The sequence below is a fragment of the Enterobacter sp. ODB01 genome, assembly GCF_001623605.1.
Classification (GTDB): domain Bacteria; phylum Pseudomonadota; class Gammaproteobacteria; order Enterobacterales; family Enterobacteriaceae; genus Enterobacter; species Enterobacter kobei.
On record NZ_CP015227.1, the window covers coordinates 3,565,345 to 3,579,972 of the forward strand.

At 54.4% G+C, this 14,628-nt stretch carries 18 protein-coding genes; 1 reads left to right on the forward strand and 17 read right to left on the reverse strand.

The features are described from left to right. Position 1: 1 nt before the first annotated feature. Positions 2 to 730, reverse strand: a complete 729-nt coding sequence (gene tonB, locus A4308_RS16915; RefSeq protein WP_014884119.1) for a TonB system transport protein TonB — start codon at positions 728 to 730, stop codon at positions 2 to 4. Between the two features lie 222 nt (positions 731 to 952). On the opposite strand from tonB, the gene A4308_RS16920 reads away from it, so the two are divergent. Continuing rightward, positions 953 to 1,249: a YciI family protein gene (locus A4308_RS16920; protein WP_045281228.1), complete on the forward strand. Its 297-nt coding sequence runs from the start codon at positions 953 to 955 to the stop codon at positions 1,247 to 1,249. Between the two features lie 146 nt (positions 1,250 to 1,395). Here A4308_RS16920 and A4308_RS16925 read toward each other — a convergent pair whose 3' ends face one another. From A4308_RS16925 to A4308_RS16995, 16 genes are all read right to left on the reverse strand, one after another. Beyond that, positions 1,396 to 1,872, reverse strand: a complete 477-nt coding sequence (locus A4308_RS16925; RefSeq protein ID WP_063308664.1) for a hypothetical protein — start codon at positions 1,870 to 1,872, stop codon at positions 1,396 to 1,398. 201 nt (positions 1,873 to 2,073) lie between these two features. Further along, complete coding sequence (locus A4308_RS16930; RefSeq protein WP_063308665.1) at positions 2,074 to 2,850, reverse strand: hypothetical protein; 777 nt, start codon at positions 2,848 to 2,850, stop codon at positions 2,074 to 2,076. A 108-nt stretch (positions 2,851 to 2,958) separates the two neighbouring features. Further along, positions 2,959 to 3,180, reverse strand: a complete 222-nt coding sequence (locus tag A4308_RS22040; protein WP_071890866.1) for a DNA-binding transcriptional regulator — start codon at positions 3,178 to 3,180, stop codon at positions 2,959 to 2,961. A gap of 76 nt (positions 3,181 to 3,256) precedes the next feature. Continuing rightward, positions 3,257 to 4,426, reverse strand: a complete 1,170-nt coding sequence (locus A4308_RS16935; RefSeq protein ID WP_063308666.1) for a phage late control D family protein — start codon at positions 4,424 to 4,426, stop codon at positions 3,257 to 3,259. Further along, entirely contained in the window at positions 4,423 to 4,887 is a 465-nt protein-coding gene (locus A4308_RS16940) for a phage tail protein (protein ID WP_059372334.1), read from the reverse strand. The genes A4308_RS16935 and A4308_RS16940 overlap by 4 nt, the downstream gene beginning before the upstream one ends. A 12-nt stretch (positions 4,888 to 4,899) precedes the next feature. Further along, entirely contained in the window at positions 4,900 to 7,347 is a 2,448-nt protein-coding gene (locus tag A4308_RS16945; protein WP_063308667.1) for a phage tail tape measure protein, read from the reverse strand. Further along, positions 7,337 to 7,459, reverse strand: a complete 123-nt coding sequence (locus A4308_RS16950; RefSeq protein ID WP_063308668.1) for a GpE family phage tail protein — start codon at positions 7,457 to 7,459, stop codon at positions 7,337 to 7,339. Before A4308_RS16950 ends, A4308_RS16945 begins: the two co-directional genes overlap by 11 nt. A gap of 32 nt (positions 7,460 to 7,491) precedes the next feature. Continuing rightward, entirely contained in the window at positions 7,492 to 7,800 is a 309-nt protein-coding gene (locus A4308_RS16955; RefSeq protein WP_045269020.1) for a phage tail assembly protein, read from the reverse strand. Positions 7,801 to 7,860: 60 nt separating this feature from the next. Further along, complete coding sequence (locus A4308_RS16960; RefSeq protein ID WP_063308669.1) at positions 7,861 to 8,379, reverse strand: phage major tail tube protein; 519 nt, start codon at positions 8,377 to 8,379, stop codon at positions 7,861 to 7,863. Between the two features lie 12 nt (positions 8,380 to 8,391). Beyond that, positions 8,392 to 9,585: a phage tail sheath protein gene (locus A4308_RS16965; RefSeq protein WP_063308670.1), complete on the reverse strand. Its 1,194-nt coding sequence runs from the start codon at positions 9,583 to 9,585 to the stop codon at positions 8,392 to 8,394. Positions 9,586 to 9,707: 122 nt separating this feature from the next. Then, positions 9,708 to 10,112, reverse strand: a complete 405-nt coding sequence (locus A4308_RS16970) for a tail fiber assembly protein (RefSeq protein ID WP_023333113.1) — start codon at positions 10,110 to 10,112, stop codon at positions 9,708 to 9,710. An 11-nt stretch (positions 10,113 to 10,123) separates the two neighbouring features. Then, positions 10,124 to 12,154, reverse strand: a complete 2,031-nt coding sequence (locus tag A4308_RS16975; protein ID WP_063308671.1) for a phage tail-collar fiber domain-containing protein — start codon at positions 12,152 to 12,154, stop codon at positions 10,124 to 10,126. An 11-nt stretch (positions 12,155 to 12,165) separates the two neighbouring features. Further along, positions 12,166 to 12,696 (reverse strand): phage tail protein I, encoded by a 531-nt coding sequence (locus tag A4308_RS16980; protein WP_063308672.1) that lies wholly within the window; start codon positions 12,694 to 12,696, stop codon positions 12,166 to 12,168. Then, positions 12,689 to 13,597, reverse strand: a complete 909-nt coding sequence (locus A4308_RS16985) for a baseplate assembly protein (protein ID WP_063308673.1) — start codon at positions 13,595 to 13,597, stop codon at positions 12,689 to 12,691. The genes A4308_RS16980 and A4308_RS16985 overlap by 8 nt, the downstream gene beginning before the upstream one ends. Positions 13,598 to 13,602: 5 nt before the next feature. Further along, complete coding sequence (locus A4308_RS16990) at positions 13,603 to 13,953, reverse strand: GPW/gp25 family protein (RefSeq protein ID WP_023338715.1); 351 nt, start codon at positions 13,951 to 13,953, stop codon at positions 13,603 to 13,605. After that, complete coding sequence (locus A4308_RS16995; RefSeq protein WP_063308674.1) at positions 13,950 to 14,591, reverse strand: phage baseplate assembly protein V; 642 nt, start codon at positions 14,589 to 14,591, stop codon at positions 13,950 to 13,952. Before A4308_RS16995 ends, A4308_RS16990 begins: the two co-directional genes overlap by 4 nt. Positions 14,592 to 14,628: the final 37 nt, after the last annotated feature.

Sequence of the window (14,628 nt, forward strand, 5' to 3'; positions counted from 1 at the left end):
TTTATTCCATCTGCGCCCCGCCGTTCAGGCGGAAGACAATGTTCACGATCAGTCCGCTACCCGGTTTACCGGCTTCGTAGCGCCATCTGCGCATCGCCGATTTCACTTCGCGTTCAAACATATTAGAAGGCTGAGCGGACAAGATTTGCACGTTATCAACGCGGCCATCTGCGGTAACGTCAAATTTCACCCGCACGCGGCCTTCAATACGTAAAGCCTGCGCTCGCGCCGGATACTGAGGCTGGTTTCGGCTCAGTGCTCGCGGGCCCGCTGGCGCGGCAACCGTTGGTTTTGGCGCCGGTGCGGAGTTGTTCATTACCGGACGTGAAGGTGCGGCATTCTCAACCGTCTGGGTCGCGCGTGGCTCAACCGGACGTTCTTCGCGTTTCGGACGCTCCTCGACCTTCTTCACCGGCTTTGGCTTCGGCTTAGGTTTGGGCTTCGGTTCAGGTTTATGGATCACCACCGGGGCTTCCTTCGGTGGCGCCGGAACAGGCTCGGGCTCTGGCTCCGGTTCAGCAACCGGCTGTGGCGGTGGCGGTGGCGGTGCGACCTGCGGCGGCTCGAGATCCGCAGGCGATACCATGGTCACCGAAATCGGCTGCGCGGGTGCGGGCATTTCAATAACCTGATGAACCGAGGTATAGAGCAAACCCGCCACGACAGCACCGTGAATCACGACGGAGAGCAGCGTCGGCCAGGGAAAGCGGCGAGGTAAATCAAGGGTCATCGAAGTCATAGTCATCAACGTTAAAAAATCGAACCCTGATTTTAAATGCAAATAGCAATCATATTCAATAAGACACTTTGTTCTGGCGCAATTTAAGCGTCAATGTGGCCAAAAAAGGGGCATTCAGATCAGGGTATTAACATTGTTTTTATCTTTACATTGCAGTCAGTTGCCCTTTCACATAACGTAACTGACACTTTAAAACGCTTAAGGAGCTTCACCGTGCTTTACGTGATTTACTCTGAAGATGTCGCTGATTCACTTGAGAAACGCCAGTCTGTCCGCCCTGCTCACCTGGCACGCTTACAGCTGCTACAGGATGAAGGTCGTTTGGTGACCGCTGGCCCAATGCCTGCTGTCGACAGCAACGACCCGGGTGCAGCCGGTTTTTCTGGCTCCACGGTTATTGCAGAGTTTGAATCTCTGGAAGCGGCGCAGGCCTGGGCTGACGCAGACCCGTACGTTGCGGCGGGCGTGTATGCGAAGGTGACGGTGCGACCGTATAAGAAAGTGTTCTGATATAACTAAGGCTCCCTCAGGAGCTTTTTAAAACGTCACAACAAATTGAAATAAAAGGATTTATTTCAGGTCACGTCCACATGTTGACCACATCGATATTAGGAAGTCCTGCAAATCAGGGCTTCCTTCTTCGTTTGATTAACACTTTAACTGCGGTGATAAAGAATAATCGCCATTACATCGGCTAAAATTTTCTGGTGAGATTCTTCCATTTCATCAAAATGTAGTTGTTCTCGAACCAATGCTGCTTTTAATCTTCCCGCAACTGATAAGCATAGGTTTTTTTGATCTTCATCGTCAAAACCTCCTTGTTCTAAAATAGAGACATACTCCATTCCACGCCAAAAACGTCCTTGTTTATATATTGGCCAGTTTAATTTTTGCTTGCAATATTCCGCAAGTTGATCTTCATTATCATGGTAAGCTTTAGGAGGTTCAAGTAAACTCAATTCGATCAATAAATCATTTAAGGTAGAAGCATAACTATTTTCCTCTATTACAAACCTCTCCTCAACATTGTCCCACGTTAATTCCCAATTAGCATTTATATGGCTTAACGGTCGAGTAACCATATAATCAAATATATCGCTAGCACTAAAGAAAGTTAAAATCCTCTTATCCACATCACACCTTATAAAATATATTTACAATTATATGCTGAAAATAAACTTGCCGAAACTCTTGAATACTCTTCAAAGCGGTAAAACAAAAGAAATTACTTCAAACCCCTCCTACATATTGATCACACCTTTTATTTAGCCCCTGATTTCGGGGCTAATTTTCTCTATAATCTTTTTTCCACAGGGTTTTCGCGATTACACCAACTACAATAGCCTTTGAGAGAGTTGAGCAAGTGCATTAGAATCAGTCAAATCTCCAAAAATGATTATCGAATCACCGTTTAGCCCATTAAGAGAAGGCCCATACCAACCTTTACTCTTCCCGCCAACATATTGCACCAATATAAATCTATCATGGAAGGTTGATCTGCTGTTATGATTAGAGACAGAACAATTTGGAAATTTTCTCTTTATGCTATTTTCAAATCTCGAAATTTGTTCTTTATCATTCTGAGGCGTTAACTGCAGGTTGAATTCAGTAGAATCTGCAATATTCAATGTTTCGAGTAATTTTAATAGGTTGTTAAATCCTCCGCCCTCACCATTTTGCCCAATATCTGAGTATATATAAGGATCTGTAAGAATGACGCGTTGAACCTCTGCATTTGTAATTTTTGTTGCATTGATTAAATCAAAAAATGACTTAGCTGGTGGATTACTATCTCTCCCCCCGGCAACCGTCATCATCTGCATATAATCGTTGCTGCCTGAGCGCCCTTTTATCCTCTGGCAGTCAGGGTGATCGCAAATCATCTCTTGATTAAGATCTGTTTCGGATACTTCATGTCTCCGAAGCCAATGACGGATATCTTCTCGAAGTTCGAATGATTCCCAGTAGAAATGGCGTCTGAATGTCCGATGATAGACTTTAATTTCCTCAACACTTTCATTAGAAAATAGTTCGGGAGCACTATCCATTAATTCTTTTATATCTTTATCGCGTGGAGGTAAATCAAGAAGCATTCTAGTAAACCATTCCATTTTATAGCTCCAGATAATTATAAAAAAACAAAATATTAATAAAAACTATTATGATATTAGCCGTCCCTTCCAAAGAAAAGCCCCAAAATCTAAGGGGCATAGGTATCTCTACATCCACTGGATTTGTTGCTGGCCTGATGATGTCGGATGCGGTGCTGCTGGTACTACAACGCCCGGCGATACGATAAAACGCTCGACCGTTTCGGTGGTCACAAACGTCGCGCTGCAGTTGATGTTTGTGCACTGGTGATACCGCTCTTTGGTCGTGTCAGTAAAATAGCGACTTGTGCGGGCGTGAGCGGCGAAATGGCATTTTGGACAGTGAAACATGGCGAGCACCTCATTTAATTTCCGATGCGTTAATTTTACTCATTTTATCCATATATAACAAACAGTTAAGTTTATATCATTGCGTTAATTCTTCGCTTTCGTACTCCACATCCGAAACCTTAACCTCAAGCTCTAAGCCCGTCGTGTAGCCGCTCCCGTTGAGGTTATGCACCACCCGGCTGATTATCCACGCCTGATCGTCTATGACGCGCTTAAACCCTTTCACCGCGATTGGCGTTTCAGGAAATAAATCTGCCCGGCCTATCGCCAGCGAGATTGAAAACTCCGCGACGCCTCGCTGCAGCTTGTCCCACTTCGCCTGAGCGGCGCGCATGGCCTGTGCCTTTGTCGCGTAGATGGTTGTAAGCTCCAGCACGTTGTCAGCCTCACCGGCCATATACTCACCCTCGCGCGCTTCCTGCTCTTTTTTGGCTTTGGCCTTTACCGGGGCTTTGGTCGCTTTCGGGTGCTGCAGCGCGCGGAGGTGGTTCTCTTTGGGCTTCCTTTTGAGCTTAACCTTTTGCTTTTGCGGCTTGGGGTCTTTGGTGTGCAGCCATTTTGCCGTCACGCCGGTGTAGGCTTCCCGGTCAGCAATGGCAAACTGATGACGATCGCCGTCGCCGCGCTCAAGCGTCATCTGCGGAATAGGTTTGCCGCTGGCGGTCTTACCGCCCCCGGCTTTCAGGAATAACAGTTTACCCGCTTTTACCGAGACTGCCGCCCCGTTCCGGTCAGCCAGGCGGGACAGAAACACCGCGTCTGATTCCTGCGACTGGTCAATGTGAGGCACTGTGACGGCTTTCAGCGTGTCGGCCACGCTGGCCGCAAGCTTGTTGCGTGCCGCAATCGTCTCCACAATTTGCCCGAGCGTGGTGTCATGCCATGACTGTTCCCGGCGCGAATTCAGCGTCCCGCGAAAATCTGCGCTTCGCCCCCGGATGGTCAGCGTATCAGGCGCGCCCCTGTGCTCGATTTCGTCGACCGTGAACGTCCCTTTTTTTATCAGCGCGGAATCCTGCCAGCCTAACCACAGCGTCAACGTTGCGCCGCGCGGTGGCAAAGCTATCTGGCCGTCAGTGTCATCGAGCTCGATATCGAGCTGGTCGGCCTCGAATCCCCGATTGTCGGTCATGGTCAGACTGATAAGGCGGTCACTAAAATCCTGCGTGATATCGTCGTTATCCAGCTTGAGCATAAACGCCGGGGCAATCTTCGCCCCGGCCTGAATATCCATTCCCGTAATCATCCCACCAGCCCTCCCAGCCACTCACCGGCAGACGTGACCAGATTGTCGGCCTGCGTTTTCAGGTCGCCATAAATGGCCGCCAGCGATTTATCGACCCGCTTAAGGGACAGGCTAAACTCGATTTTTCTCGCCGCTCCGTCGCTGAATAGCTCGGTGTGCGTATGAGTCACTTTGTCGATGACATACATGCCGTGGATCATGCCCGTTCCGTCAATCAGCGGCCACGCGCGCCCCTCGTCGGCCATCAGCTCGATGGCGGTCAGTGACAGGCGTCCGCCGGTAATTTCGGGATAGAGCACACCCGACAGCGTGCGCGTGGTTTCCCCTTCCCCGAGATACTGGTAAGCAGGTGGCTTGCCGATACGGTCGTTTGACGCCCAGCGGTAATCCTTCGAATACTGCATGGACTGATAGGGCAGCGTGCAGCGCTCAAACACAAACAAACCCAAAACCATTAACATGCTTTATCCCCCTCAGTCATGACGCATACTTGAGCGCTGACGCGCACGGTTTTCACGGTCGAGTTTATCGACAGCCTCGCGGAGCTGTCGGTCAAGGTCGCTGCCCGGTGCGATGCCTCCATTCAGGTTAATGTTGTATTCAGGCTTGCTCTGGTCGACGTAAGTCTTACCCGTCGGCGCCGTTACCGGCTGATATGCCTGATAGCCGCCATATGCTGAGGTTGCCGGAATATAAGACCCGTTTTGCGAGCCGGTGGCGGCACTGGCTTTTGCGGCCTTCTGGTCAAGGTCGCTCGATTCTTTATTGATAACCCCGAGCTTTTCCAGCAGCCAGTTAACACCGGTACGCAAGGTATTAAAGCTTTTGAGCGGTAACATCAGCGCTTCGGCCAGCATCTTACCGAACATCACACCCGCATTTTTGCAGTTGTCGAGCGTCTCCTGCGTCGATTTAACCGGTGAGATCAGGTCTTTAAACCACTGCCACGCCGCTTTAAGTTTTTCACCCAGCCAGTCAAAAACCGGCTTTAACGGTTCGAATAATTCCGTTACGGGGGCAAAAGCCTGCTTTAGCCCCTCCATTACGCCAGAGAAAAATGCGCTTATTGGCTCCCAGTATTTGCGGACGAGCAGCGCACCGGCGATGATGGCAACGCCAATAGCCACAATCGGCAAGGTAAGCGCCCCGAGCACGGTCATGATGGCACCGCCCACCACAGAGAAAACCGTCCCGAGCAGTGATGCACCGGCAATCAAAATATTAATGCCGGTAATGACCGGCCAGGCGACCAGACCAATTGCCCCGAGGATGCCAATAATTGCCAGTGCGCCGCCTGCTATGATGCCGATGGTCTGCGCCAGCCCCTGATTTTTCTGGATCCAGCCGTCGAGCTTTAACACATATTTCGTGGCAGTCTGGGTGAGCTTACGCAGTGACCCCTCCTGCTGATCAAACAGGTCAGTACCGACGGCCTCATAGGCTGACTGAAATTCTTTAAAGTCGCCGCCGAGGTTGTCCTGCATGATTTTGACCAGCTCAGCGGTTTTGCCGTCCGAGGCTTTAAACGCCGCCGTGAGTTGGTCGAGCTTACCGCTTGAGGCAGCGGTCATCAGTACCGCCGCCGCCGAGCTGGCCTCCTCACCAAAGATGGTTTTCATGTATTCACCGCGCTGGCTTGTTCCGAGATTGTTTTTCTCAAAACTGCGCTGCATTTCTTTCAGAATGGCAAATATCGGGCGCGTGTTGCCCTTGCTGTCAGACGTTTTAACGCCGAGCTCTTTGATGGCCTCGTATGCCTTACCGGTCGGAGCCTGCAGGCGACTCAGGACGGCACGGCTGCCCGTTCCCGCCATCGAGCCGGTGATTTTGGCGTCATGTAGCGCGCCGACCATTGCGGCGGTCTGCTCGATACTGACCCCGGCATTTTTTGCCACCGGCGCAGCATACGTCAGCGCGTCGCTCAGCCCGTCAAAGTCAGCGGCCGTTTTGTTCATCGTCATCGACAGCACGTCGCCGATGTGTGCGATCTGGTCGTTTGACATCTGAAACGCGGATTTCATACCGGTCAGCAGCGCGGCGTTTTCTTCCATCGAGCGACGGTTAGACAGCGCCATATTCAGCGTGACCGGCGTCGCCGCCTGAATCGCTGCGGCATCACCGCCGCTTTTCGCAATGATAATCTGCGCGCTCGCCGCATCGTCTGCAGACGCAGCGGTATTGTCCCCGAGCTGGCGCGCCTGTTTGCGCAGCGCCTCCATTTCGGGCGACTGTTTTTCGCCCCCGAGCACGGCCTGCAGCTCAGAGTTTTTCTGTGCAAAGTTATAACCGGGTGTGAGTAATTTTACTCCGGCCATCGTTCCCGCCGTGGCGATACCGACGCCCGCCGCGCCTGCCGCTGCAGCGCCTCCGGCAAGGGATTTACCGGCCTGATAACGCTCTTTAATGCGACTCAGTCGCGCCTGCTGTTGACTGACCCGCGCCAGTGCCCCGCGCTGCCGGTTGAGCTGCACGGTCGTCTCACTGATGCTGGTTTTCAGGCGGCGCTCATCCGCCGACAGGGTACGGGTATTAATACCAGCCCGCGCGAGCTCGGTACGCTGGTGCTGCACCGACTGCCTGAGGCTGTTGTATTTGAGCTGCAGTTCAGCGGCGGATTTCTTCGCCGCCTCCATCGCGCGCGCCTGCGCGGTAGTCGGGTTCTGCGTGTTTTTAAACTGAACGGCCAGCGCGGCGGCTTCCTGTTTCGCCCTGTTAAGCGACTGGCCGGTCACGGCAAGCTGTGCGCTCGCTTTCCTGAATCCGTCAATTCGGCCAGCCTGCGCATTCAGATCGCGCAGGCTGTTTTGAGAAGTGCGGATATCGCCAGCAAGGGTCTTGCTGGCAGTCTGGATAGACTTAAGCGGTCGGCTTGCCCGGTCAACTGCGTTCAGCAGTACCTCAATCCTGACGTTATTGCTCATGGTGGTGTCCGCTTCGCTGCAGCGCCTTATCGCGCCATGTGATGAGCTCGGTCACGCTCAGTGAATAAAGCTCTGATGGCGGCCAGTGAAAAATCACCGCGATATCCGCCATCAGGTCATCAACCGAAAGGTTATCCGGGAAGGTCAGCGAGCCGAAGATGGTGACAAAAAACCAACCACCTTACCGGCGAACAAAATCAGGTCTGACGCTTCCAGACGCATGACCTCATGCTCGGTGAGTGCCGGGTACGTCATACGCGGCAGCACTTTAATCAGCGCATCGACGTCTGAGTTTGCCAGCGACGCGAGACTCACACCGCGCAGAGTCCCGGCGTTGGGTCTGGTCACGGTCACCTGTTCGATTTTTTGCTCACCGCGCATGACGGGATTATCGAGGATCACAATGTTCGGGTTTTCGGTCTCGGTGGTGGCGGTTTCGTTGATGTTTTCCATGATGTTGCTCTCTTTGAATGTGAGTAAGTGACCGGCCAGCCCGGCTGACCGGTTGAAGGGTTACAGGCCGATGGCCTTACGGTGTTCTGCCAGACGGTCGACGCCGTCGACTTTCATCACCATGTTGACGACGTCAATCTCAATGACCTCTTTGCCGTCAATCGTGAGCTGGTAGTAAGAGCACTCGGTCGCGATTTTGGTCGTACCGCTTTCGCCCTGTTTGTTTTCGCCGCCGTCGAACTCCTTATGACGGCCACGCATGACCACCTCAACGGCAGAAATAGCGCCGGTGTCATCGCGCTGGAATGAGCCGGTGAAGCGCAGCGGCACGCTATCCGCCCCCGGTGACGCGTACTGCGCCCACATCTCAACGTCAGGCAGGCCGCCCAGCGTCCACTCAAGCGACAGCGCGTCGTCATCGAGACCGAGGTCAATCGACACCGAGCCGGGCATCCCGCCGCCACGGTATTTCTCAAGCTTACGGGTCAGCTTTGGCAGGGTGACGGATTCAACGACGCCCATGTAGCTGAGGCCGTCGTTAAACATATTCAGGTATTTCAGTTTGCGTGGTAACGCCATGCTCTGGGCTCCTTAGCTGTTGACCGAGTCTGACAGGTTCGCCAGATAGGTATCGGTGATGCGCTGGCGCAGGGTCAGGTTTTCCAGCGGCGGGACGGGGGTGTAGTCGTAATCGATATACAGCTTCCCGGCTTTCAGGGTTTCCACGCTGTTCGACTCCGGGTCGTACCAGCACGTGCCGTCAACGATATAGCCGTTGTTTTTCAGCTCGCGGAATTTAGCATTGATACCGGCGACAATGTCGCGGATAAGCGTTGCGGTAACGGGTTTATCAATCGCCCACGCGTGCGCCTCAGCCATAGTGTCGGCCAGCACCTGCGCCGTGCGGGTGTAGTTTTCAAACAGGAAAAGCGGGTCATCTGAGCAGGTACGGTTGCCCCAGAATTTAAAGCCGTCGTTACGGATGAGCGTTGTCACCCCGGCCTGATTCAGCAGGTTCGCGTCAGTGGCCTTCTCCTGCAAATCCCATGAGACCGAGGTGCTGACGCCGGTAACGCCATTCACGCCGACGTTGGACAGCGTTTTGTGCCAGCCGGTCTCCTGGTCGATTCTGGCACGCAGGCCGAGCGCGCGGGCGGTCGCCCATGCAATATCGGTTTCGTTCGCCGTGGTGTCCCATGCCAGAAAATCAGGGTGAATGACCATCAGCTCGCGCTGGCTGAAGTTTTCCCGATAGGCGATCGCCTCGGAAATGGTCTTGCAACCCCACGCGCTCACGTAGCCGAACGCGCGCAGGCTCTGACAGGTCGACGCAAGCGCGGTCGCCACTTCCTGCGTATCCAGTCCCGGCACGCCGAGAATGCGCGGCTTAACGCCGGTGACGGTTTTTGCCGTTAACAGCGCTTTCAGCCCGGTGTATTTGCCGTTTTCGTCGGTCGTGCCGATGATGTTGGAAATGGTTTCTTTCTGCGCCGCTTCCGGGTCTTCCGGGTCGTCGATACCTTCGGGAACGCGCACCACCACAATGACCGGCTTGCACTGGTCGGCGATGGCCTGCAGGGATTTTGACAGCGTGCCTTTTTTACCGGCTTTACCGATAGCTGTTTGCACACTGGTAATCAGCACCGGCTCGTTAAGTGGAAACGTCTTTTCGTCAGCATCGCTGGCCGTGCAGACCATGCCGATGATGGCCGTCGAGACGGTGGAAATGGTGCGCGTGCCATCGTTAATCTCGATGACCTCGACGCCGTGATGATAGTCGCCCATCTGTTTAACTCCGTGGTTAAGGGGTGCGACTATTTTCTGTTGTGTGCTGTACGGGTGCGATGCAATGCCGTTGGTGGGGGAATGAAACAACAAACAAAAGCCCTCCGGGTGGAGGGCTCAGGTCAGACTGGTTTTTCAGGCCATTCTATTGATGGCGCCGCGCTGATATCGAGTCGGTTTAACATCACCCGGTAACGCTTCCAGCGGGTGAGCAATTCAGCCTCTTCCCCGGTGTCTATCCCGAGCTCGTAAGCATCCTGCAGCGGCGTGATTCTGGCGTTAGCCTCAGCCATCAGTGCAGTCCGGGTTTCTTCAGCCAGTGCAATGAGCGCATCAGCCGAGGGCTCCGGCGGGTCGACTAAAATGGGGTTTCCGGCCTCGTCAGCGGCAATCACTTTTCCCGTGGATTGCCCCTCACGCAGCGAAAAGTATGATTCTTCACTGATTTCCACGGCATCAGCAGGAGTGGATTTATTCACCTCATCGCAATAAAAACCCAGCGTTGTTTTCGAAAAATAATAATTCATCTTTTATCTTCCTAATAACCAATTGCAAACCAGCATAACTGGCGATCTGTTGCGGCAGTATTTGACAGGGAATATTGTGATGCCGATTTAATAAATCCCGTCATTGAGTTTTCGCCAGCCGTTCGCTCGATGTTGTTTGATACCGTCAGCGATGCGCAACCAGTCGGAAACGAAACAGGGAAACTTAATGTTCGCGTGGTTGCCCCGCTAACGCTCTCAATCCCCCACTGAAATATCATTCCCGTGTTGGAATCTTTAAACCATCCGCGCGACCCTCTCGATGCGGTATTGACCTTCTGGAAAGTGCTGTTAGCCAGCGACTTGGTATAAAAACGGTTATCGAAATTCTCATAGCTACCCGGCTTAATCTGGCCTCTCGCCTCCACATGCCCGCCACGGGTATCGACAAAGACCGTGACGCCCTCACTGCCGGTGAGGGTGCAATAGAATCCGATACCGTTCCATGATTTCAGCATCAGGTTATTACTGGAAAAACCTGCGCTATCCTCGCCCTGATAAATCCCCGTTGCGTTCCTGATTTTCACGCCTTCAGAGAAAGCGACCTCTTTCAGGAAAGTGCCCCCCTTTGACGCTGAAACGGCATCGACTTCATCAGCCGTGGGCGGGTTATTTGAATCGTAAAGCTTAATCCAGCCGTGCCACTGGCCGTTAATTTTTGTCCGGTGGCGCAGGGGCTCTTCCGGGCTACCTGCACGCCAGCCAATCTGTCGACCAGTATTCTGGTCGTACTGGCAATGAATCAGCTCAGAGGCCTTACTCGCAACCGGGCCATGAACACCCTCGGCGCTCATTCTGAAAAAACCATTAAAATTGATATTATTAGCATCAGTCAGACTGACACCTGCCACCGCACCCACACCAAAGTCACCGACCTGTAAGACTCGCCCTTCGGTGGTATCTGTGCGGGAGGTGGTCGCATCTTTTTTAGCCGCCGTGCCCGCATCATCCAGATTCGAGGTTTTCAGGCTGATATCTTTGGTGCCGTCAAAATCCACACCTGCAATTTTTCGCGCGGTGGCGAGTTTATTTGCGGCTTCCGCTGTACCTTTAACTGGTAACGCGCCGACATCGTCAGCCGTGGGCTTATACCCCTCATGGTAGATAGCCTTGTCGTCATACTTCAGCTCGCCCGTATGCTTCAGTTGCAGAAACTTATTCGACGCACCGTTAGCGATATAAACATCAGAGTTACCCACCCCAAACGACACGCTGCCGATCGCGTTTTTAATTCCAAACCCGCCTGTCAGCCAGCCGCCCGCAAGCGGTAAACGGCTATTTGCATTATCGTTAGCCGCTTTAACCGCTTTTGGCGTCGCTGCGACGCTCTCAGACGCGCTGTCTACCGCGCTACTGAGCTGGACGATACCCTTTTGCGCCGTGGTGGCGTCCTGAGCCGTATATTTCCCCTTAGCAAGGTCATACGCCGCCTTTACCGCTTTCGGCGTTGCTGCGACGCTCTCAGACGTGCTGTCGGTCGCACTGCTTAACTGCGTGAAACCCTTTGCTGTGAGCGTGGCGTCAGGGTGACGGCGGGACTGCTCATGCTCCGCGAGCTTGTCGTCAACGTAGTCCTGCGTTGCCATTACCATTGAGGTGTCAATCGTGAGCTCGACCGACTCGATGTCGCTTACCATGATGACCATACGCACGGTCTGCGCACGGCCTGAGCCCTCTGCCAGCGCTGGCTTGTAGCTTTCGGCCATATTACCGACCGCAATCAGCGTGCCGGTATCATCATAAAGCCCCATTTCACGCATCCAGAAACCGCCGGTCTCCGGCGGGATAAGCAGCTCCGCCACGACATAATTTTTGTTTTTATTGTCCTGGCTGATTTTGTTCAGCGCGTGACGCCAGACCTCTTTGACGAGCTTTGTCTGGTTCGGGTCAGGCACCGGCAGCGTGCCGCCACCGTCGCCGATGGCCATCGCCGTAAAATTCACTTTTTTCCCGTTCGGGACGGTCGCTGCGGCCAGCTTAACTGCACCGGCTTTGGTGATGACCGTTTTGTATTTCACTGTCATTGTTCTCTCACTTATCCGGGATAAACCGTGATGATGTCGCCGTCATACGTCAGCGCGCCGGTGTAGAGATAGCCCGGCACATCCTGAATAATGTTGAGGCCGATAAGATGGCGGCTGGCTGGCTTTGAATCGGCAATGAGCCGCTCCATCTCGTAATACATTTCCTCGGTGATGCCGGTCTCTAACACACCGATATCGAGGCGAAACGTGCCGGGCGGGTCGTTCGTTTCCCACCACTCGGACACGTTAATCAGATAGCCGAGCGGCTCAACCACGCGACGCACCGCCCCAATCGTTCCTTTGTGCGCATGGATAAACCACGCCGCGCGGATCACATCCCGCTTTGTGGCCTCCGGCCAGTTCTCATCCCAGCGGTCAACGGAAAACGCCCACGCCAGCCACGGCAGCAGATTTGCCGGGCAGTCGTCAGGACTCCAGAGGCGACGCAGCGGAACGGGGGTATTTTCAATCTCAGCGCAGGCGCTCGCCGCCGCCACCTCAAGCGGTGACGAGCCCACCGGCAGCAGGCGGGTATCATTCATCATTGCCCCCGATCGTCACGCTGTACTCGCTGCACCATGACGCCTGCGTCTCATCGAGCACGATGTCGGCCACCGGTTCGGCCAGCTCGACACGCTGCACGCCTTCGACGTGGAGCGCGGCATAAATCGCCGATTTGCGGATATCGCGCCCGAGCCGGTGCTGCGCGGTGATATACGCCTGCAGCTTTGCTTTCGCAGCACTGAGCACCGGCTCACTTTCGGGACCGGGGTAAAGGTAAAGCGACGCGGTGATTTTATAGTCGACTATGTTCGCCGACTGCACGGTCACACGGTCTGCAACCGGCCTCACATCCTCATCGTTGAGCGCGTTGCGCACGATGGCGAGCAGCTCGTCAGACGCCACGCCGTTATTTTCGCGGGACAGCACCGTCACCGTGACACACGCAGGCGCGGGACTGATGACCGAAATATCGGCGACCCGCCCGTCAGCGCTGCGGCCATGAAACTGATATGAGCCGGTAGAGCCTGCGGTACTCAGCCCCTCAAATGCCTGTTGAATGCGCAGACGGTAGTCGGTGTCCGATTCCATCACGGCAGGCGTTGGCGGTAACGTGGTGTCGTCTGCAGGCGTGATAACAAGGCGCTTGACGTTGTAATTTGCACCTATCTGGTCGAGGTCTGCGCCAGTGGCGTAGGCCAGCATGACCGCGCGCGCGGCCTCGTTGACGCGCTGTCGCCAGATAACTTCCCGATAGGCGTTTTCCTGCAGCAGCTTAACAATCGGCTCTGATTCGAGCGTCAGCGTGCGCGCGACGGCCTCCTGTTGTTCCTCGGGATAAAGCGAGACGAGCGTAGCCTTTCGCTCGCTCAGGATGGTTTCATAGTCCAGTTCTTCCACGACGTCAGGCGCGGCGAGCTGGTTAAGGTCAACAATTGCCATAGCGTTTAACTCAGTGGAATGGTTAGTGAAAAAGGCTGGCCGCCGGTGGAGCGGGTGCCGGTGATGTCGACATACAGCCCGCCGTCGGTCTCCGACCGTTCAAAGGTGATGGTCGAGAGATTTACGCGGGGCTCCCACTTCTGGATCGCGGAATAGCACGCGGCCATAATCTGCAGGCGCAGCGCCGGGGTTTGCGGCTGGTCAATCATCTGTGACAGAAGCGAGCCGTATTCACGGCGCATGACGCGCGAGCCAACCGGCGTGACCAGAATGTCGCGCACGCTTTGCCGGATATGCTCAACCTCAGAGATACTGAGGCCGGTCTGGCTGTTCATTCCCAGATAACGCACCGTCATTGCGTCCCCTTAGTCCAGCTTCCGCCGCTCTGTACGTTGCCGTGCGCGTGGTTATCCACCTGCACGCCGTTTGATTTAAATGTCCCGCCGGTGTGCTCGATGTTCCCGCTCATTTTCCCGCCTTTCTGCACTTCGAGCGTGCCGGTCGTCAGCTTGTTGGTGCAAACCACCTCCGGCGTATCGAGCGTGATGCGGGTTTCAGCTTTCACCAGTACCAGCGGCACGGTGGCCGTAATGGAGTCCGACGCGGTGACGTCAGCGGTTTTGATGCCTGACACGGTGAGCGCACCGCTTTCGGGCTCGTACTCGATAACCGCCCCGTCAGGAAAGGAAACATGAAGCGCATCAGGGGAGGCAGACGGCGCGGGATGGTCATCCGAGAAAATGCCGGGCAGCACAAACGCCGTATCGAGCTCGCCGCCGACAGCAAGCAAAAGCACCTGCTCACCAACAGAAGGAGCCCACCATACGCGCGAGCGACCGGCGCGGCAGGTCAGCCAGTTTAGCCAGGTGGTTTCCATACCGCCGGTCTGGACACGACAAAGCCCCTCGTCGTAGTCGACGTCGGTCACGATGCCGGTGCGGATAAGGTTGCGGATCGCGCGTGCGATTTCCTGCAGAGAATTTAGATTATTCATGGGGAAAGGATGCCGCCGAATTAAAACAGCGGCAATT